The 18,166-nt window shown below is 61.2% G+C and carries 15 protein-coding genes and 1 pseudogene; 9 read left to right on the top strand and 7 right to left on the bottom strand.

Annotation, left to right across the window (positions count from 1 at the left end):
• The first annotated feature begins 56 nt into the window (after positions 1–56).
• Positions 57–1,979 carry an acetyl-CoA hydrolase/transferase C-terminal domain-containing protein gene (locus tag AC4PS6_RS09870; RefSeq protein WP_336827094.1) on the top strand — a complete coding sequence of 641 codons (1,923 nt, stop codon included), beginning with the start codon at positions 57–59 and terminating at the stop codon, positions 1,977–1,979.
• 54 nt (positions 1,980–2,033) lie between these two features.
• On the opposite strand, the gene AC4PS6_RS09865 is transcribed toward AC4PS6_RS09870, so the two are convergent.
• Together AC4PS6_RS09865 and rep are read right to left on the bottom strand one after the other, a co-directional pair.
• Entirely contained in the window at positions 2,034–2,606 is a 573-nt protein-coding gene (locus AC4PS6_RS09865) for a xanthine phosphoribosyltransferase (protein ID WP_003195447.1), read from the bottom strand.
• Between the two features lie 58 nt (positions 2,607–2,664).
• Positions 2,665–4,674 carry a DNA helicase Rep gene (gene rep, locus AC4PS6_RS09860; RefSeq protein WP_336827093.1) on the bottom strand — a complete coding sequence of 670 codons (2,010 nt, stop codon included), beginning with the start codon at positions 4,672–4,674 and terminating at the stop codon, positions 2,665–2,667.
• Between the two features lie 266 nt (positions 4,675–4,940).
• Between rep and AC4PS6_RS09855 the strand changes: the two genes are divergently transcribed.
• On the top strand, positions 4,941–6,605 hold the full coding sequence (locus tag AC4PS6_RS09855) for a putative bifunctional diguanylate cyclase/phosphodiesterase (RefSeq protein ID WP_014720467.1): 1,665 nt from the start codon (positions 4,941–4,943) through the stop codon (positions 6,603–6,605).
• Positions 6,606–6,669: 64 nt separating this feature from the next.
• On the opposite strand, the gene AC4PS6_RS09850 is transcribed toward AC4PS6_RS09855, so the two are convergent.
• Positions 6,670–8,073 carry a NorM family multidrug efflux MATE transporter gene (locus tag AC4PS6_RS09850; RefSeq protein ID WP_019819813.1) on the bottom strand — a complete coding sequence of 468 codons (1,404 nt, stop codon included), beginning with the start codon at positions 8,071–8,073 and terminating at the stop codon, positions 6,670–6,672.
• 152 nt (positions 8,074–8,225) lie between these two features.
• Here AC4PS6_RS09850 and AC4PS6_RS09845 point away from each other — a divergent pair, with 152 nt between their 5' ends.
• From AC4PS6_RS09845 to AC4PS6_RS09835, 3 genes and pseudogenes are all read left to right on the top strand, one after another.
• A complete protein-coding gene (locus AC4PS6_RS09845) occupies positions 8,226–9,146 on the top strand; it encodes a LysR substrate-binding domain-containing protein (RefSeq protein ID WP_014720465.1) in 921 nt (306 codons plus the stop codon).
• 176 nt (positions 9,147–9,322) lie between these two features.
• A pseudogene (locus tag AC4PS6_RS09840) lies at positions 9,323–10,396 on the top strand (Cache 3/Cache 2 fusion domain-containing protein); the annotation flags it as partial.
• A 42-nt stretch (positions 10,397–10,438) separates the two neighbouring features.
• Positions 10,439–11,299 (top strand): methyl-accepting chemotaxis protein, encoded by an 861-nt coding sequence (locus AC4PS6_RS09835; protein ID WP_425608145.1) that lies wholly within the window; start codon positions 10,439–10,441, stop codon positions 11,297–11,299.
• A 27-nt stretch (positions 11,300–11,326) separates the two neighbouring features.
• On the opposite strand, the gene AC4PS6_RS09830 is transcribed toward AC4PS6_RS09835, so the two are convergent.
• Both AC4PS6_RS09830 and AC4PS6_RS09825 read right to left on the bottom strand, forming a co-directional pair.
• The gene (locus AC4PS6_RS09830) at positions 11,327–12,823 is read right to left on the bottom strand and encodes a YifB family Mg chelatase-like AAA ATPase (RefSeq protein ID WP_019819814.1); all 1,497 of its coding nucleotides are present in this window, start codon (positions 12,821–12,823) and stop codon (positions 11,327–11,329) included.
• A gap of 155 nt (positions 12,824–12,978) precedes the next feature.
• On the bottom strand, positions 12,979–13,242 hold the full coding sequence (locus AC4PS6_RS09825) for an accessory factor UbiK family protein (RefSeq protein WP_003195432.1): 264 nt from the start codon (positions 13,240–13,242) through the stop codon (positions 12,979–12,981).
• A gap of 423 nt (positions 13,243–13,665) precedes the next feature.
• Here AC4PS6_RS09825 and glnK point away from each other — a divergent pair, with 423 nt between their 5' ends.
• The 4 genes from glnK to sutA all read left to right on the top strand — a co-directional run bounded on the left by glnK (position 13,666) and on the right by sutA (position 16,446).
• Positions 13,666–14,004 (top strand): P-II family nitrogen regulator, encoded by a 339-nt coding sequence (gene glnK / locus AC4PS6_RS09820; protein ID WP_002555808.1) that lies wholly within the window; start codon positions 13,666–13,668, stop codon positions 14,002–14,004.
• Between the two features lie 34 nt (positions 14,005–14,038).
• On the top strand, positions 14,039–15,376 hold the full coding sequence (locus AC4PS6_RS09815; RefSeq protein ID WP_020302863.1) for an ammonium transporter: 1,338 nt from the start codon (positions 14,039–14,041) through the stop codon (positions 15,374–15,376).
• Between the two features lie 209 nt (positions 15,377–15,585).
• Positions 15,586–16,011: a secondary thiamine-phosphate synthase enzyme YjbQ gene (locus AC4PS6_RS09810; RefSeq protein WP_492180779.1), complete on the top strand. Its 426-nt coding sequence runs from the start codon at positions 15,586–15,588 to the stop codon at positions 16,009–16,011.
• Between the two features lie 102 nt (positions 16,012–16,113).
• Complete coding sequence (gene sutA / locus AC4PS6_RS09805) at positions 16,114–16,446, top strand: dormancy-specific transcriptional regulator SutA (protein ID WP_014720461.1); 333 nt, start codon at positions 16,114–16,116, stop codon at positions 16,444–16,446.
• Between the two features lie 127 nt (positions 16,447–16,573).
• On the opposite strand, the gene AC4PS6_RS09800 is transcribed toward sutA, so the two are convergent.
• Together AC4PS6_RS09800 and xerC are read right to left on the bottom strand one after the other, a co-directional pair.
• Complete coding sequence (locus tag AC4PS6_RS09800) at positions 16,574–17,269, bottom strand: HAD family hydrolase (protein WP_014720460.1); 696 nt, start codon at positions 17,267–17,269, stop codon at positions 16,574–16,576.
• The gene (gene xerC / locus AC4PS6_RS09795; protein ID WP_014720459.1) at positions 17,266–18,165 is read right to left on the bottom strand and encodes a tyrosine recombinase XerC; all 900 of its coding nucleotides are present in this window, start codon (positions 18,163–18,165) and stop codon (positions 17,266–17,268) included. Before xerC ends, AC4PS6_RS09800 begins: the two co-directional genes overlap by 4 nt.
• Position 18,166 lies beyond the last annotated feature (1 nt).

The raw sequence follows: 18,166 nt of genomic DNA, 5'->3' as shown, positions 1-18,166 counted from the left end.
AAGACCCGGCAAGCTCGGTCCAACCCCTAATTCATGGAATGTTCGGGAGCAGTCGGATGGTGCAGTTGTGTTCAATCGAGCAAGCAGTTGACGACGTACTGGAGCGCCTGCCGGCGCATATCCACATGGGCATGCCGCTGGGGCTGGGCAAGCCCAACCTGTTCGTCAACGCCCTGTACCGGCGTATCGCAAAGTTGCCCGAACGGGCGCTGACGCTTTATACCGCGCTGAGCCTGGGTCGGCCTACGCAGGGTGATGGTCTTCAAAAGCGCTTTCTCGAACCCTTCATCGAACGGGTGTTTGGCGACTACCCCGAACTGGATTTCCTCGCGGACCTGCACAGGGGCAGCCTGCCGAAGAATATCCGTGTGCAGCAATTCTTCATGCAGCCCGGTAGCCTGCTCCACAGCGCCGCGGCGCAGCAGGATTACGTCAGCAGCAACTACAGCCATGCGGCCCGCGACATCAATGCCGCCGGCCTGAACCTGGTGGCGCAATTGGTTGCCAGTAGCAGCGAGCATCCCGACCGCCTGAGCCTGAGCTGCAACCCGGATATCACTCTCGACCTGCTGCCCATGATCGCCAAGCGCCGCGCGGCCGGGGAGACCATCCTGGTCGTCGGCCAGGTCCATAGCGATTTGCCCTACATGCCTGGCGATGCCGAGTTGGGCATGGATGAGTTCGACTACCTGCTGGATGAAAAAGACAGCACCACGTTGTTCTCCACCCCGAATATGCCGGTGGGCTTTCAGGATCATTTTATCGGCCTGCATGCCAGCACCCTGGTGCGTGATGGCGGTACGTTGCAGATTGGCATCGGCTCCATGGGCGATGCCCTGACGGCTGCCCTGCTGGCGCGCCAGGCCGACAACGAAGCCTATCGCCTGTTGCTCACCGACTTGGATGTGTACCAGTGGGCACCGTTGATCAGCCGCGAAGGCGGCGTTGAGCCGTTTGCCCGTGGCCTTTACGGTTGCAGCGAGATGTTCGTCAACGGCCTGCTGGTATTGGCCGATGCCGGGATCGTGCGGCGCAAGGTCTACCCGGATGTGGCGACCCAGATGCAGGCCAACGCGGGCACCCTGGACAACGCGGCGCAACCTGATGGCGTGTCGATTCATGGCGGTTTCTTCCTGGGACCGCGCAGTTTTTACCAGCGCCTGCAGGAAATGACCCATGCCAAGCGCCAGGCATTCAACATGACCCGCATCAGCTACATCAACGAGCTGTACGGGCAGGAAGAACTCAAGCGCCTGCAGCGCCTGGATGCTCGGTTTATCAACAGCGCCATCATGGTCACCTTGCTCGGTGCTGGCGTGGCTGATCAGTTGGAAGACGGTCGCGTGCTCAGTGGTGTGGGCGGGCAATACAATTTCGTGGCCCAGGGGCATGCGCTGGAAGGTGCACGCTCAATCCTGATTTTGCGCAGCTGGCGTGAGTCGGCGGGTGAGGTCAGTTCCAATATTGTCTGGGAGTACGGCCACTGCACCATTCCCCGGCACCTGCGGGATATCGTCATTACCGAATACGGTATTGCCGACTTGCGCGGTCAGACGGATGCCAAGGTGATCGAAGCGTTGCTGAACATCACTGACTCAAGGTTCCAGCACGACTTGATTGAGCAGGCGCAAAAGGCCGGCAAACTGCCCAAGGATTTCCAGTTGGATCCGCGTTTTGCCGACAACACGCCAGAGCGGCTTCAGGCGATTCAGGCCAGGCATCGTCGCCTGTTCCCGGAATACCCCCTGGGCAGCGACTTCACGAATGAAGAGCGGGATTTGTTACGAGCGCTGAACTGGCTCAAGAGCAAATTCAAGCTCACGGAAATTCTGGAGTTGGGCAAGGCGGCACTCGACGCGCCGGAGCCGGAGGCGTTTCCCGAGCATTTGCAGCGGATGCGCTTGGATAAGCCGGAGGGCATCAAGGAAGACCTGTATCAACGCTTGCTGCTGGCCGGACTGCAGGCCACCGCCCACTGACAGCGCAACGCAAAAGCTAATGTGGGAGCAGGCAAGCCAGCTCCCACACAGTGATTACTCGATAAAGGTCACGACACCACCGGCCAGCGACTTCACCCGCGCCAGCGACTCAACCCGATAACCCTGTGCATCCAGTTCTGCACGCCCACCCTGGAACGACTTCTCGATCACGATGCCCAAACCGGCGACGGTCGCGCCGGCCTGCTTGATGATCGAGATCAGCGCCTGGGACGCCTTGCCGTTGGCCAAAAAGTCATCGATCACCAGCACGCGGTCGCTGCTGGTCAGGTGGCGCGGGGAGATCGCCACGGTGCTTTCGGTTTTCTTGGTGAAGGAATACACCGTGGCCGACAGCAGGTTTTCCGTGAGGGTCAACGACTGCTGCTTGCGGGCGAAGATCACCGGCACACCCAGGTTCAGCCCGGTCATGATCGCCGGGGCAATGCCCGACGCTTCGATGGTGACGATCTTGGTGATGCCCGAATCCTTGAACAGTGCGGCGAACTCGTCGCCGATCAGTTTCATCAGTGCCGGGTCGATCTGGTGGTTCAGAAAGGCGTCAACCTTGAGGACCTGATCGGAAAGCACGATGCCTTCTTCGCGAATTTTCTTGTGCAGTGCTTCCACGGAAAGCTTCCTCTAATGGCGCGTTGTGCGCCGAAAGTAGATTAAAAAGTAGTCGATTCTAGCGCTTTAACATCGCGCGTATGTCCGCCAAGGCGGTGTTGCCGCGAACGGCCTTCACCTCGGTGGGCGTGTCGTCATTGCCTTCCCAGGCTAGGTCGTCCGACGGCAGTTCATCCAGGAACCGGCTGGGGGCACAATCGATGATTTCACCGTATTGCTTGCGCTTGGCGGCAAAGGTGAAGGCCAGGGTCTGGCGTGCGCGGGTAATGCCCACGTAGGCCAGGCGGCGTTCTTCCTCGATGGTGTCGGCTTCGATGCTGGAGCGGTGCGGGAGGATTTCCTCTTCCATGCCCATGATGAACACGTAGGGAAATTCCAGGCCCTTGGAGGCATGCAAGGTCATCATCTGCACGCCTTCGGCGCCGTCTTCCTCTTCTTGCTGGCGCTCGAGCATGTCGCGCAACACCAGCTTGCCGATGGCGTCCTCGACGGTCATCTCGCCGTCTTCGTCTTTTTCCAGGGTGTTCTTCAGCGCTTCAATCAGGAACCAGACGTTGCCCATGCGGTAATCCGCGGCCTTGTCGCTGGAACTGTTGGTGCGCAGCCAGTTTTCATAGTCGATGTCCATGACCATGCTGCGCAAGGCGCTGATCGGGTCTTCGCCGGCGCACTGCTCGCGCACCTTGTCCATGAAACGCTTGAAGCGCGACAGGCGATCGGTGAAGCGCGTATCCAGGTGTTCGCCCAGGCCTATTTCGTCGGTGGCGGCATACATGGAAATCTTGCGTTCGGTGGCGTAGTTACCGAGCTTTTCCAGGGTGGTGGAGCCGATTTCCCGGCGTGGCACGTTGATCACGCGCAGGAAGGCGTTGTCGTCGTCCGGGTTCACGATCAGCCGGAAGTAGGCCATCAGGTCTTTGACTTCCTGGCGTCCGAAAAAGCTGTTGCCGCCCGACAGGCGATACGGCACCTGGTGATGCTGCAATTTCAGCTCGATCAGCTTGGCCTGGTAGTTGCCGCGATACAGGATCGCAAAGTCGCTGTAGGGCCGGTCGGTGCGCAAGTGCAGGCTGAGGATTTCCACGGCCACGCGCTCGGCTTCGGCGTCTTCGTTGCGGCAGCGGATCACACGGATCTCGTCGCCATGGCCCATCTCGCTCCACAGTTGTTTTTCAAACTCGTGGGGGTTGTTGGAGATCAGCACGTTGGCGCAGCGCAGGATGCGGCTGGTGGAGCGGTAGTTCTGCTCCAGCATCACCACTTTCAAGGAGGGGTAGTCTTCCTTGAGCAGCATCAGGTTTTCCGGGCGGGCGCCGCGCCAAGCGTAGATCGACTGGTCGTCGTCGCCCACTACGGTGAACTGGTTGCGCGTACCGATCAGCAACTTCACCAGCAGGTATTGGCTGGCGTTGGTGTCCTGATATTCGTCCACCAGCAGGTAGCGCACCTTGTTTTGCCACTTCTCCAGGATGTCCTTGTGCTCTTGGAACAGCTTGACCGGCAGCAGGATCAGGTCGTCGAAGTCCACCGCGTTGAACGCCTTGAGCGTACGCTGATAGTGGGTGTAGACGATGGCGGCGGTCTGCTCCTTGGGGTTGCGTGCGGCCTCCAGGGCTTCGGCGGGCAGGATCAGGTCGTTTTTCCACGAGCCGATCATGTTCTTGATTTCGTCTACGCCGTCGTCGCCCGCGTATTCCTTCTGCATGATGTCGGTCATCAGGGCCTTGACGTCGGTCTCGTCGAAGATCGAGAAGCCGGGCTTGTAGCCCAGTCGCACATGCTCCTTGCGGATGATGTTCAGGCCCAGGTTGTGGAAGGTGCACACGGTGAGGCCGCGGCCTTCGCCGCCTTTGAGCAGGGTGCCGACCCGCTCTTTCATTTCCCGTGCCGCCTTGTTGGTGAAGGTCATGGCGACGATGTACTGGGCGCGGATGCCGCAGTTCTGGATCAAGTGCGCGATCTTGCGCGTGATCACGCTGGTCTTGCCGGAGCCTGCACCGGCGAGCACCAATAGAGGGCCGCCGACGTAGTTCACGGCTTCTTGCTGCCGGGGATTGAGTCGGGACATACGGAATTTTAGGGGTCGTTGTTCAAAAGGGCGGGCATTTTAACAGGCTGGAAAGATTCTGCTGCCATAGAACGACGGTGTGACGTACCACTCGATCTAAATTTGCCGGTTTTGCTACTTTGCCGCAGGATGTGGAGGAATATCCGAGACGATTATTTACAGTCTGCGTATTTGATAACACCTATCATTTGTCATCCTTTGTCATTGTCAGGCCGCACGTCATAATGGCACCGCTAATGAAATTTTGCAGAGTCTAGGGAGTTAGCGTGTCTACGCCTGTCGAACCCTTGCGTTTGCTGCTGCTGGCCGATGAGCCTGAGTGGGCAGCGTTGTTGCGCGAGTGCCTGGCGCCGATGGGCGAAGGGGCTGTGCTGATCAGTGCGCCCAACTGGGACTCGGTAAGCCGCCTGTTCGATGACGACCAGGGTGCTGTGTTATTGACCACGCCCAGCCTGCAGCCAGGCCCTGGCCGGTGCAGCCTGCCGTGTGTATTGCTGCTGGAGCAGGAGCCACTGGTGTCGCCGCTGGGTGTCAGCGATTGGTTGGTGTTGGATGCATTGGACGCCGACACATTGCGCCGCTGCCTGCGCCATGTGCGCGAGCGCGGCGTGCTGGAGAATACCTTGCAGCGCCTGGCCGAGCAGGACCCGCTCACCGGTATTGCCAACCGTCAGGGCTTCCAGACCTTGCTCGCTGCACGCTTGGCCGACAATGACGGCCGTGGCCTGGCCCTCGGTCATCTGGACCTAGACAATTTTCGTCATGCCAACGATGCCCTCGGCCATCAGGCGGGCGACCGGTTGATCCTGCAAGTGGTGTCGCGGCTCAAGAGCCAGCTCGAAGCCGGGGACCAACTGGCGCGCCTGGGCAGCGATGAGTTTGCCTTGTTGATCGATACCCGCCGGGCACCTCAGCGCGCCGAGTGGATGGCTGAGCGCATCACCGAAGTGATGGCCGAGCCCTACTGGGTGGATGGTGAAAGCCTGTTGATCGGTTGCAGCCTGGGTATGGCCCATGCTCGAGCCCGCGCTGGCGCCGACCCGTTGATGTGGCACGCCCATATCGCCATGCAGCAGGCCAAAAGTACCCAGGGCTGCACCTTCCATATCTTCAATGAGCGCATCAACCGCAACGCCCGCAGCCTGGCCGACCTGGAAAGTGAACTGCGCCGGGCTTTGCGTCGCGATGAGTTGGAGCTGCATTACCAGCCGCGCCTGGACCTGGACGACGGTCATATCGTTGGCCTCGAAGCCCTGGTGCGCTGGCGTCACGGCGAGCGCGGCTTGTTGCCGCCCAGCGAGTTCGTGCCGCTGGCCGAACAGAGTGGCTTGATCGTGCCATTGGGCTACTGGGTCATCTCCCGAGCCCTGCGCGACATGCAAGACCTGCGTGAACGCGGCCTGCCGCCGCTGCACATGGCGGTCAACCTGTCGTTTCGCCAGTTCCAGGACAGTCAGTTGCTGTCTACCCTCAGCCGCCTGATTGCCGAGCGCGGGGTGGAAGCGCAATGGCTGGAGTTCGAATTGACCGAAACCGCCGTGATGCGCCGCAGCGACCTGGTCAAGCAGACCATGGACGCCCTTGGCCGGCTGGGTGTGCGGTTTTCCCTGGATGACTTCGGCACCGGTTTTTCGTCGTTTGTGCACCTCAACAGCCTGCCGATTGCCTTGTTGAAGATCGACAAGAGCTTTGTCGGCGGCATGGAAGAGCGCGAAGAAAACCGCAAGCTGGTGCACGCCATGATCAACCTGGCCCACAACCTCAACCTGGAAGTGGTCGCCGAAGGCGTGGAAACCCCTGAGCAACTTGAACTTTTGCGCTTGTTTGGGTGCGATCAGGTCCAGGGTTACCTGATCAGCAAGCCGTTGCCGTTGCCGGAGCTGGTGGAATATCTGCTGTTTGGTCAAAGCCAGCAGGCGCTGTTGGGCTAAGCCTTCAAAGTGGTTCAAATGTGGGAGCAGGCAAGCCAGCTCCCACATGGACCGCGTGCACTCGCTAGTCAGGCAGTGCCGCTTGGAAACCAACAGGAGCATCTGGCTCCTGCCGAATCATCCGCTTCATCTTCGCCTCAAACGCCCAGGTCAGGCTCACCGCCGCACACGCCAGGCCCAGTGCCAGGCCCCACCAGACGCCGGTGGGCCCCCAGCCCAGGGTGAACGCCATCAACCAGGCCGACGGTGCGCCAATCAGCCAATAACAACCCAGCCCCACCAGGAAGGTGGTCTTGGCGTCCTTCAAACCCCGGATACAACCCATGGCGATGGTCTGCACACCGTCGAATAATTCGAACCAGGCGGCGACGGCCAGCAGGCTCACCGCCAGGACGATGACGTCATGGAACGCCGGGTCGTCATGGTCGAGGAACAGCCCGATCAGTGGGTCGGAAAACAGCCACAGCACTGCTGCGAATCCCAACATCACCATGGCCCCGAATCCTATGCCGACTCGCCCGGCCAGGCGTGCCATCAGCAACTGCCCGGCGCCGTAATGCTGGCCGATGCGCATGGTCACCGCGTAGGACATCCCCGCCGGCACCATGAAGGCCACCGAGACAATCTGCAGGGCGATCTGGTGCGCCGCCAACTGCGTGCTGCCCATGGTGCCCATGCACAACGCCGCAAAGGCAAACAACCCGACCTCTACCGCATAGGTGCCGCCAATCGGCAGGCCCAGGCGCCACAGCTCGCGCAGGTAATGGGTATTCAGGCGCAGCAGGCCGGTGCCCAGCGGGTAAGCGGCGTAGGCCCGGTTGCTGCGGATGTACCACATCAATGCCAGCGCCATGCCGTTGGCGACGATGGCAGTCACCAGGCCGATGCCCATCAGGCCCAGTTTCGGCAGGCCGAACATGCCTTCGATCAAGGCATGGTTGAGCAGGTAGTTGACCACGGTGCCGCACAGGCTGATCACCATCACCGGAGTGGCCTTGCCGATGGCGCTGGTAAAGCCGCGCAGAGCCATGAAGCTCAGGTAGCCGGGCAGGGCAAAGGGCAGGATCGTCAGAAATTGCCCGGCTGCTTGCACGTTGGTTTCGGTCTGGCCAAACATCAGCAGTACCGGCTTCAAGTTCCATAACAGCAACGCCGCCGCCAGCGCCATCAACCACGCCAGCCACAGCCCGGCCTGGGTCAGGCGGGTGGCGCCGTCGATATCGCCCGCGCCATGGCGAATGGCGACCAGGGTGCCCACGGCTGCGATCACGCCGATGCAGAAGATCGCCACGAACGAATAGCTCGCCGCGCCCAGGCCGCCGCCTGCCAAGGCCTCGGGGCTCAGGCGCGCCATCATCAGGGTGTCGGTCAGCACCATCAGCATGTGCGCCAACTGTGAGGCAATCAACGGCCCCGACAGCCGCAGAATGGCCCAGAGTTCGGTACGTGCCGGATGTTGCATGATCATCACACTCGAATAGTCAGGAAGGTGGGGAAGGGTTGATTCTCGGCGCATTCAGCGCATTGCACAAAAGGATAAAAGCGATCGTTGGCATGATTAAAACTCATGCTTGAGCGATTCTGGTAGGGTTTCCAGATTGCGCAGTCGGAGCTTTCAGAATGTCCCGTCGTCTTCCTCCTCTTTATGCCTTGCGGGCATTTGAAGCCGCCTCCCGGCACCACTCCTTTACCCGCGCGGCTGAGGAGTTGTCGATTACCCAAAGTGCGATCAGCCGGCATATCCGTACGCTCGAAGATTATTTCGCCTGCCGATTGTTCCAGCGCAGCGGTCGCACATTGCAGCTCACGGAAGCGGCGCGGTTGTTGCTGCCTGGCGTACGGGAAGGCTTCGCTGCCCTGGAGCGTGCTTGCCATACCTTGAATGCCGAAGATGACATCCTGCGTATGAAGGCGCCGTCCACCTTGACCATGCGCTGGCTGCTGGCGCGGTTGAGTCGCTTCCGCGCATTGCAGCCAGGCAATGAGGTACAGCTCACCAGTGCGTGGATGAGCATCGATGAAGTGGACTTTAACCAAGAGCCGTTCGACTGTGCAGTGTTGCTCAGCAACGGGCACTTTCCGGCGGACTGGGAGGCCAGTTATCTGTTTGCGGAAATGCTGATCCCGGTGGGAGCGCCGAATCTGTTGGACGACGGTCCCTGGGACGTGACGCGGCTGGCAACCGCCGAACTGCTGCACCCGACCCCGGACCGCCGCGACTGGCGTTACTGGCTGCAGCGCATGGGGTTGTCATCTCACGTTTCACTCAAGGGTGGGCAGGTGTTCGACACGCTCGAGCTGGGCATGATCGCTGCCGCCCGTGGCTATGGCGTCTCCATGGGTGACTTGCTGATGGTGGCCGAAGACGTGGCGCAGGGACGCTTGAGCCTGCCGTGGCCCACGGCGGTCGCCAGTGGGGAAAGCTACTACCTGGTGTGGCCGAAAACTCGCCCGGGCGGGGAGCGTTTGCGACGGCTGGCGGAATTTCTTCAGGGCGAAGTCAAGGCGATGGAATTGCCCCAGGTTGAACGCCTCGATTGAGTAGGGCCGGACCGGGTGTGCAATCGTTTGCGGGATACCCCTGTGATTCGCTCAAGTATTGCCAAATGCCGCCGAAGAAGGAGGTTGGAACCATCGTGCATCAACGTTTCCCACTAGATAATTTGCCGAGCAGCGCTATGAGATCAGGATGATCCTGGCCTCGGCCAGGAGCTGTCATGTCTCAACCTCGCGCCCGGATTGCCTCCCAGTTAGGCCTTGCACTCGCCGTGATTCTCGCTGTCGTCATCAGCGGCAGTACGGTCTTTGCCTTGCGTACCCTCGACTCCGCCAACCTCGCCACCCGCGAGGAACACCTGGCCAGCGAGGCGCGTCTGCTCGCCGACCAACTCAACACCTTCCACAGCACCTTGCGCGAAAGCACCCAGCGTTTGAGCGGGCTGTTTGAAAAGCGCTTCGGTGCCGGCTTGAGTGTACGTGCGGACCAGCCCGTGGCCGTGGCCGGCGTGCAGACGCCAAGCCTCTACCTGGGCAACGAGGTATTGAATAACAACTTCGAAGAGGTGGATGAGTTCAAGCAGATGTCCGGCGGCGTGGCCACGGTATTCGTGCGCAGCGGCGACGACTTTATCCGCGTCAGCACCTCCCTGACCAAGCAGGATGGCAATCGCGCCATTGGCACCGTGCTCGACCGTCAGGGCGCGGCCTACCAGCGCGTTGTGGGCGGCCAGACCTACATCGGCCGTGCCGTGTTGTTCGACCGCTCCTACATGACCCAATACAGCCCCGTGCGTGACAGCAGTGGCCAGGTCATCGCCGTGCTGTTCATCGGTTTCGATTACACCGATGCTCAGAACGCCCAGTTTGAAAACCTCAAGCGCTTCCGCATTGGCCAGACCGGCTCCCTCGCGCTGCTCGATGAGCAAAAGCACTGGCTGGTGCCGCCGGCTGGCGTGCAAGCGCCGGATCAGGCGATTGCCGTGATGCTCGACCTGGCGAAAAAGCCGGGCGCAGGCCGTTTCTGGAGCGACAAGAACGAAGATTTCTATAGCGTATCGGTGCCGTTCGAAGGCGGCCCTTGGGCGGTGGTAGCGAGCATGCCCAAGGCTGAGATTCGCGCAGTGACCTGGGAAGTCGGCATCCGCCTGGTGATCGGCAGTGTGTTGGCGATGTTGCTGGCAGTGGGCGCCACGGTGTGGCTGTTGCGCAGCAAGCTGGCGCCATTGAGCGAGCTGGTGCGCCAGGCCCAGGCGCTGGGCGCGGGCGATTTGAGTGCGCGCCTCAACGTTTCCAGCCATGACGAAATCGGCCAGTTGGCGCGCAGTTTCAACCAGATGGGTGAAGCGCTGTCGACCATGGTGTCGCATATCCGTACCGCGGCCGAACAGGTCAACAGCCGCGCACAGGCGTTGTCGGGCTTGTCCGGTGGAGCCTATGAAGGTATGGAGCAGCAGTCCGGTGAGATCACCAGCATGGCCGGCGCGGTGGAAGAGTTCAGTGCCACCTCGCTGAACATTGCCGACAACATGGGCAACACCGAGCGCCTGGCCCAAGAGAATGCCCAGCAAACTCGTATCGGCCGCACCTCGATGCAAGAAGCGTCATCGTCCCTGGAACATATCGCCACTGCGCTGAACAGCACCGCTGCAGTGATCAACACCCTGGGCCAGCGTTCCCAGGAAATCGGCGGGATCGTCGGCGTGATTACCGCCATCGCCGAACAGACCAACCTGCTGGCGCTCAACGCCGCCATCGAAGCCGCCCGCGCCGGTGAGCAAGGCCGTGGTTTTGCCGTGGTCGCCGACGAAGTGCGCAATTTGGCTTCGCGTACCCGCCAGGCCACCGATGAAATCTCCGGCATGATCCAGAGCATCCAGCAGGAAACTGGCAACGCCATCAGCACCATGGAACACGGCAATGCGCTGATGCAGGAAGGCTTGTCGCGCAACGCCGACGTGGCCTCGGCCCTGGCGCGTATCGACGAGCAAAGCCGCTCGGCCGGTCAGCAGTTCGCGGCGATCACCACCGCCACCCAGGAACAGAGCAGTACCGCGACCTTGCTCAGCAGCAACCTGCAGAGCATTGCGCTGGCCAACAGCGAGCAGCGTGAAGTGGTGTCCAACCTGGCGGTTACCGCCAAGGAGCTGGAGACCTTGGCGGCAGGTTTGCGACATGAGGTGGATCGGTTTCGCTGAAGCACCGCCAAACAAATTGTGGGAGGCTCAGCTGAGAGATGCTGGGCGGTATTGCAGGGCCTCCTTCAGATGATCACGGGTGATGGCGTCCATCTGGTCCAGGTCCGCCAAGGTGCGCGCCACCTTCAGCAGCCGATGGGCCGCCCGCAGTGACAGTGTCAGTCGCTCGCAGGCGGTCTCTAGCCAACCCTCGTCGACCTTTGGCAGCTTGCAGTGCTGGCGCAGCCCCGGCAGGTCCAGAAAAGCATTGGCACACCCCTGGCGTTGCTGTTGACGCTCGCGTGCTTCGGCTACCCGCACCGAGGCATCGGCCGTTGTATCGCCCGCCGGTTGAGTGGGGCTCAGCGCAGTGGCCTCCCGCGCGACGGTCAGGTGCAAATCAATCCGGTCCAGCAAAGGGCCGGATAGCTTGTTGCGATAACGCTGGATCTGCTCCGGCGTACACCGGCAACGCCCGCTGGGTTCGCCCATGTAGCCGCAGGGGCAGGGATTCATCGCCGCGACCAGTTGAAAGCGAGCCGGGAAGCTCACCCGGTCTCGGGCTCGGGAGATCACGATATGCCCCGACTCCAATGGTTCGCGCAGGACCTCCAGTACCTTGCGATCGAACTCTGGCAGCTCATCCAGGAATAACACCCCGTGATGGGCCAGGGTGATTTCCCCCGGTTGTGGCTTCGAGCCGCCCCCCACCAGCGCCGGCCCGGATGCCGAGTGGTGCGGCTGGCGAAACGGGCGGTTTGGCCAATGGCTCAGCGGTGCCAGGCTGACCACGGATTGGATCGCGGCCACTTCCAGTGCTTCCTGCTCGCTCAACGGCGGCAGCAAGCCCGGTAGCCGGCTGGCCAATAACGTCTTGCCGGTGCCCGGTGGCCCGCTGAAAAGCAGGTTATGCGCGCCCGCCGCCGCGATCAGCAATGCTCGCTTGGCCGCGAGTTGGCCCTGCACTTCACGCAGGTCTGGGTAAGGCTTGTTCACGTACAGCAAGCCGTCGGACCTGTAGGGCTCAATCGGCACGTGCCCATTCAGGTGCGCCACCACTTGCAGCAGGTGGTCCACCGCAATCACCTTCAACCCCGATGCCAGGCACGCCTCTTCGGCGTTGGCGCGCGGCACTATCACGGTGCGCCCGGCCTTGCGCGCCGCCAGCGCGGCCGGCAATACCCCCTTCACCGCGCGCACCTCGCCGGACAGCGCCAATTCCCCAAGGCACTCCACGTCATCGAGCATCAAGGCCGGCACTTGCACACTGGCCGCCAGGATGCCGAGGGCAATCGCCAGATCAAAACGCCCGCCGTCCTTGGGCAGGTCGGCGGGCGCGAGGTTGAGCGTGATGCGCCGGGCCGGATATTGCAGCGCCGAGTTGAGGATGGCACTGCGCACGCGGTCCTTGCTTTCCTTCACTGCGGTTTCGGGCAAACCCACCAAGGTGAGAGACGGCAGGCCATTGGCCATATGCACTTCGACAGTGACGGCTGGGGCTTCCACACCGACCTGTGCGCGGCTGTGGACAATGGCGAGGGACATGCTCGTTCCTTGAATGGGAGGGCCGCTTCCTGCGGTTTTTTCAAGGGTAGACGAGGTGGGATGGAGCGGGGCGGGGGAGGTTTTACAGAACGTATCCGGGCGGCAACGCAAAACAAGTGTGGGAGCAGGCAAGCCAGCTCCCACAACAATTGCGTTCACTCAGCAGAAGGTGGCGTCAACCGGGCTTCAAGTTCAGCCACCTTCGCCTCCAGGCTCTCCAGCCGCGCACGTGTGCGGGCCAGCACCACCATCTGGCTGTCAAACTCTTCTCGGCTGACCAGGTCGAGCTTGCTGAAACCACTCTGTAGCAAAGCCTTGAACTGGCTTTCGATTTCATTGCGGGGCAGTGGGGTGTCGCCGCTGAACAGGCGAGAGGCGTGGCCGCTCAGGGCGTCTAGGAAGTCTTTGGGCGCGAGCATTGGACATATTCCGGAAAACAGTTGGCCGGCAGTGTATCACGCAGCGTCTATAGTCATTTCCAGGCCCCTTTGCGCACGGTTTTCGCGCATTGGGGCGGGCGGCCTCGCACTGTTTTGATGCGCATTGCGGCCGCGCAGGCGCCCCGTAGGTGGGCACAAGCGGGTAAAGGATTGATTTCGGTGGTTTTTACGGAGCTGGCAAGGTTTCTGCTTAGACGATCATGACCCATGCACTGATGCAGTCGCTGTGACGAATGCAGTGCGCCGACGGATCCGGGGTACAGGGCTCGTCACCAGTGGTTCGCTGGCGTCGCGACGGCAAATGCCGAGGCGACGATGCGTTACAAAGCCAGGCACTGCGCTTAGACTTGAGACGGGTTTGTTTTCCTGGGGCAAGTCCACCAAATTCGGGAGAGAGTTTTCATGAAGCTAGTCACTGCCATCATCAAGCCGTTCAAGTTGGACGATGTACGCGAGTCACTGTCCGAGATCGGCGTGCAGGGCATTACCGTTACTGAGGTCAAGGGCTTCGGTCGGCAGAAGGGTCATACCGAGCTGTATCGCGGCGCGGAATACGTGGTCGATTTCCTGCCGAAGGTGAAGATCGATGTCGCCATTGACGACAAGGATCTTGACCGGGTTATCGAGGCGATAACCAAGGCGGCCAACACCGGCAAGATCGGTGACGGCAAGATCTTCGTGGTCAATCTGGAACAGGCTATTCGCATCCGTACCGGCGAAACCGATACCGACGCAATCTAAGCCGCCAAACCCCAACGCCCCAGGAGAAAACAATATGACTCTGCGTAAATTCGCAGGGCTCGGAGCCCTGCTGTCCATCGTAATGCCAAGCCTGGCCATGGCGGCAGATGAAGTGGCTGCTCCAGTCCTCAATTCCGGCGACACCGCCTGGATGCTTACCGCCACCGCGCTGGTGCTGTTCATGACCATCCCTGGCCTGGCGCTGTTCTACGGCGGCATGGTCCGCTCCAAAAACATTCTGTCGGTGATGATGCAGTGTTTCGCCATCACTGGCCTGATCAGCATCCTCTGGGTCGTCTACGGCTACAGCATCGCGTTCGATACCACCGGTATGGAACAAGGCGTGGTCAACTTCAATTCCTTCTTCGGCGGCATGGGCAAGGCGTTCCTGGCGGGTGTCACCCCGGCCAGCATCACCGGGCCGGCGGCGCTGTTTCCGGAAGCCGTGTTCATCACCTTCCAGATGACCTTTGCCATCATTACCCCGGCGCTGATCGTCGGTGCTTTCGCTGAGCGTATGAAGTTCTCCGCAATGCTGATCTTCATGGCTATCTGGTTCACCCTGGTCTACGCGCCGATTGCGCACATGGTCTGGAGCGGCAACGGCGGCCTGATGTGGGACTGGGGCGTGCTGGACTTCGCTGGCGGCACCGTTGTGCACATCAACGCGGGTGTGGCTGGCCTGGTGGCGTGCATCGTGCTCGGCAAGCGCAAAGGCTTCCCGACCACCCCGATGGCACCGCATAACCTGGGCTATACCCTGGTGGGCGCGGCCATGCTGTGGATCGGCTGGTTTGGCTTCAACGCCGGTTCCGCCGCGGCGGCCAACGGCACCGCGGGCATGGCGATGCTGGTAACTCAAATCGCTACAGCAGCTGCGGCCCTGGGCTGGATGTTTGCCGAGTGGATCACCCACGGCAAGCCCAGCGCACTGGGTATCGCCTCGGGCGTGGTCGCCGGCCTCGTCGCCGTGACGCCTGCGGCGGGCACCGTGGGCCCGATGGGCGCCCTGGTGATTGGCCTGGTCGCCGGTGTGGTGTGCTTCTTCTGTGCTACCAGCCTCAAGCGCAAGCTGGGTTATGACGACTCCCTGGACGCTTTCGGCGTGCACGGTATCGGCGGCATCGTCGGTGCGATCCTTACCGGTGTGTTCGCTGCCCCGGCGCTGGGCGGCTTCGGCACCGTGACCGACATCGCAGCCCAAGTCTGGATCCAGTGCAAAGGCGTGGGCTTCACCGTGATCTACACGGCGATCGTGACCTACGTCATCCTCAAGGTGCTCGACATGGTCATGGGCCTGCGTGTCACCGAGGAAGAAGAGGCGGTTGGCCTCGACCTGGCGCAACATAACGAGCGCGGCTACAACTTGTAACCAGGCGAAAAAAACATGCCCGGCTTGCCGGGCATTTTTTTGCCTGGCGTTTGTCTGTGGCTAAAGGCGCATGGGTTTTTTATCGACTTTGTGATGGGATCCACACAGCACTTTTAAGGGTGCAAATGTCTTACAGGCATGAAGGCGTATTCGGCACTTTGTTTTTTCCCAGAGCGCGCTAGAATGCGCGCCGATGGGCGGAGAACTGTATGTGGCAACAGACCCTGATTACCCTGCGGGCCAAGCCCCGGGGCTTTCACTTGGTAACGGACGAGTTGCTTGCCGGCTTGCCTGAATTGAAGGCGTGCCGTGTGGGCCTGTTGCATTTGTGGCTGCAGCACACCTCGGCCTCGTTGACCGTCAACGAGAATGCCGACCCGGCGGTTCGCCGTGACTTCGAGCGTTTTTTCAACCTGCTGGTGCCACAAGGTGGCGCAGGGTTTGAACATAACGACGAAGGTCCGGATGATCTGCCGGCGCACTTCAAGGCCAGTCTGCTGGGCTGCCAGCTGAGTTTGCCGGTCAAGGCCGGCCGCTTGGCGATAGGGACCTGGCAAGGTGTTTATCTGGGCGAGCACCGTGATCATGGCGGTGCTCGTAAAGTCCTCGCCACCTTGCACGGTGAAGGGGCATAAGCCACTGGTGATTCAGTGGATGTTGATTTTTTTCCGGCAACCTCGACAGAGGGTGAAGCTGGGCTATAACTAATCTGCTTTTCGCAAGTCATGAGGTAGAACATGAGCGACGATGATCTGGAACAAGACGACCTCGAAGTAGGTGATGAAGACGACACCGAAGACGGTCTTGAAGTTGCGGCCGAAGACGTTGCTGAGGACGTCGATGACAGTGTTGGCGATGACGCGGCTCCCAAAGCCAAAGGCAAAGCCAAGGCGGCTGTGTCGGTAGACGAGTTGCCGAGCGTTGAAGCCAAGAACAAAGAGCGCGATGCCCTGGCCCGTGCGATGGAAGAATTCCTCGCTAAAGGCGGCAAAGTGCAGGAAGTCGAGGCCAACGTGGTGGCTGATCCACCGAAGAAGCCGGATAACAAGTACGGAAGCCGACCTATCTGAGGTCTGCCTCCTGCTTGTAAGAAAAAGCCCGCCGTCGCTGCGGGCTTTTTCATGCCTGGAGCAATTTACCGGTTTGCTGCAATACCCTGTGGGAGCAGCCAAGCCAGCTCCCACATTGGGGCCAGTGTTAGCTCCAGCGACTCAGCAGTGGCGGTAACTCCGTCAGGCTGCGAATCTGCGCATCCGGGCGCTTGTCACCCTCCCAGGCCTTGCCCGTGGGGTTGAACCACACTGCCCGCAGTCCCGCCTGCTGCGCGCCGGCGATGTCATCCCCAGGATGATCGCCCACATGCACTGCCGCGCTGGCGTCCACACCGCCACGTTGCAGTGCTTCATGAAACAGCCGTGCGTCCGGCTTGGCGATGCCGATATCTTCAGCGCGCAGGGCAAAGTGAAAGTAGTCCGCCAGGCCCACACGCTGCACATCGGCATTGCCATTGGTGATCACGCCGAGCAGGAAGTGCTGGCGCAGCGCCTTGAGCATCGGCTCGGCTTCCGGAAACACGGTGAGTTGGTGGCGTGCGTGGATGAACGCTTCGAAGCAGACATCCGCCATCTCTGTGGCCTCAGGTTGGGGATAACCGGCCTCCTCGAACGCATGCATCAACACGCGGTGGCGCAGCAGGCTGATACGGTGTTTGAGTTCGGGATGACGCTGCAGCACCTGCTGGCGCAGGCTGGCAAAATGCTCAAGGGGCAGGTCGCCGACCTTGGACGCGTGGGTCGCCAGCCATTCGCGCATCGACGCTTCGGCGCTGATGATGACGGGGACGTTGTCCCAGAGGGTGTCGTCCAGGTCGAAGGTGATCAGCTTGATACTCATGAGTCGCCGCCCTTGATGCGTTTGGCCCGTGGATGGGCGCTGTCGTACACCGTTGCCAGGTGCTGGAAGTCGAGGTGGGTGTAGATTTGCGTGGTCTTGATATCCGAGTGCCCGAGCAGCTCCTGTACGGCGCGCAGGTCCTGGGAGGATTCGAGCAGGTGGCTGGCAAAGGAATGACGCAACATGTGCGGGTGCAGATTCTGCCCCAGCTCGCGCTCGCCGGCAGCCTTGACCCGCAGCTGAATCGCCCGCGGCCCCAGGCGCCGGCCTTGCTGGCTGACAAACACGGCATCGTCTGCCGGGTTGGTCAGAAGGCGTAGCGGCAGCCATAGCTGCAAGGCTTCGCGGGCTTTCCTGCCCACGGGCAGTACGCGCGTCTTGCTGCCTTTGCCGAGCACTTGCACCAGGCCATCGGCGAGGTCCAGTTGATCCAGGTTCAGGCCCGTCAACTCCGACAGGCGCAGGCCCGAGGAATAGAACAGCTCGAGGATTGCCTGGTCGCGATGGGCCAGGAAGTCATCCTCGACGGCACCGTCGAGCAATTGCAGGGCGCGGTCTGTGTCCAGGGTCTTGGGCAGGCGCCGTTCGCCTTTGGGCGGTGACAGGCCATTGGCCGGGTCGTGGTCGCACAGCCCTTCGCGATTGAGGTAGTGATAGAGGCCGCGCACCGCCGACAGCAGGCGAGACAGGCTGCGGGAGGATTGGCCCTGTTGGTGCAACCGGGCGATCAGGCTGCGCAGGGCCTGGATATCCAGGGCCTTCCAGCTGCTGACGTGCTGCTTTTCGCAATAGGCCAGGACCTTGTTCAAGTCCCGCCGATAAGCTTCCAGCGTGTGGGACGACACCTGGCGCTCATTGCGCAGGTGAGCGCAGTAAGCGTCCAGTTGCCGCTCCATG

The organism is Pseudomonas sp. DW-iso17 (assembly GCF_058725345.1).
The sequence above is the reverse complement of the archived record's forward strand: the minus strand, read 5'-3'. Positions and strand labels throughout refer to the sequence as shown.

Coding starts and splice junctions, on each gene's coding strand:
- AC4PS6_RS09845 (WP_014720465.1), top strand. CDS start 8,226: ATGTCCCGTCGTCTTCCTCCTCTTTATGCCTTGCGGGCATTTGAAGCC.
- rep (WP_336827093.1), bottom strand. CDS start 4,674: ATGTCCCGACTCAATCCCCGGCAGCAAGAAGCCGTGAACTACGTCGGC.
- AC4PS6_RS09835 (WP_425608145.1), top strand. CDS start 10,439: ATGGGTGAAGCGCTGTCGACCATGGTGTCGCATATCCGTACCGCGGCC.
- AC4PS6_RS09800 (WP_014720460.1), bottom strand. CDS start 17,269: ATGAGTATCAAGCTGATCACCTTCGACCTGGACGACACCCTCTGGGAC.
- sutA (WP_014720461.1), top strand. CDS start 16,114: ATGAGCGACGATGATCTGGAACAAGACGACCTCGAAGTAGGTGATGAA.
- xerC (WP_014720459.1), bottom strand. CDS start 18,165: ATGGAGCGGCAACTGGACGCTTACTGCGCTCACCTGCGCAATGAGCGC.
- AC4PS6_RS09830 (WP_019819814.1), bottom strand. CDS start 12,823: ATGTCCCTCGCCATTGTCCACAGCCGCGCACAGGTCGGTGTGGAAGCC.
- AC4PS6_RS09815 (WP_020302863.1), top strand. CDS start 14,039: ATGACTCTGCGTAAATTCGCAGGGCTCGGAGCCCTGCTGTCCATCGTA.
- AC4PS6_RS09850 (WP_019819813.1), bottom strand. CDS start 8,073: ATGATCATGCAACATCCGGCACGTACCGAACTCTGGGCCATTCTGCGG.
- AC4PS6_RS09810 (WP_492180779.1), top strand. CDS start 15,586: ATGTGGCAACAGACCCTGATTACCCTGCGGGCCAAGCCCCGGGGCTTT.
- AC4PS6_RS09825 (WP_003195432.1), bottom strand. CDS start 13,242: ATGCTCGCGCCCAAAGACTTCCTAGACGCCCTGAGCGGCCACGCCTCT.
- AC4PS6_RS09870 (WP_336827094.1), top strand. CDS start 57: ATGGTGCAGTTGTGTTCAATCGAGCAAGCAGTTGACGACGTACTGGAG.
- glnK (WP_002555808.1), top strand. CDS start 13,666: ATGAAGCTAGTCACTGCCATCATCAAGCCGTTCAAGTTGGACGATGTA.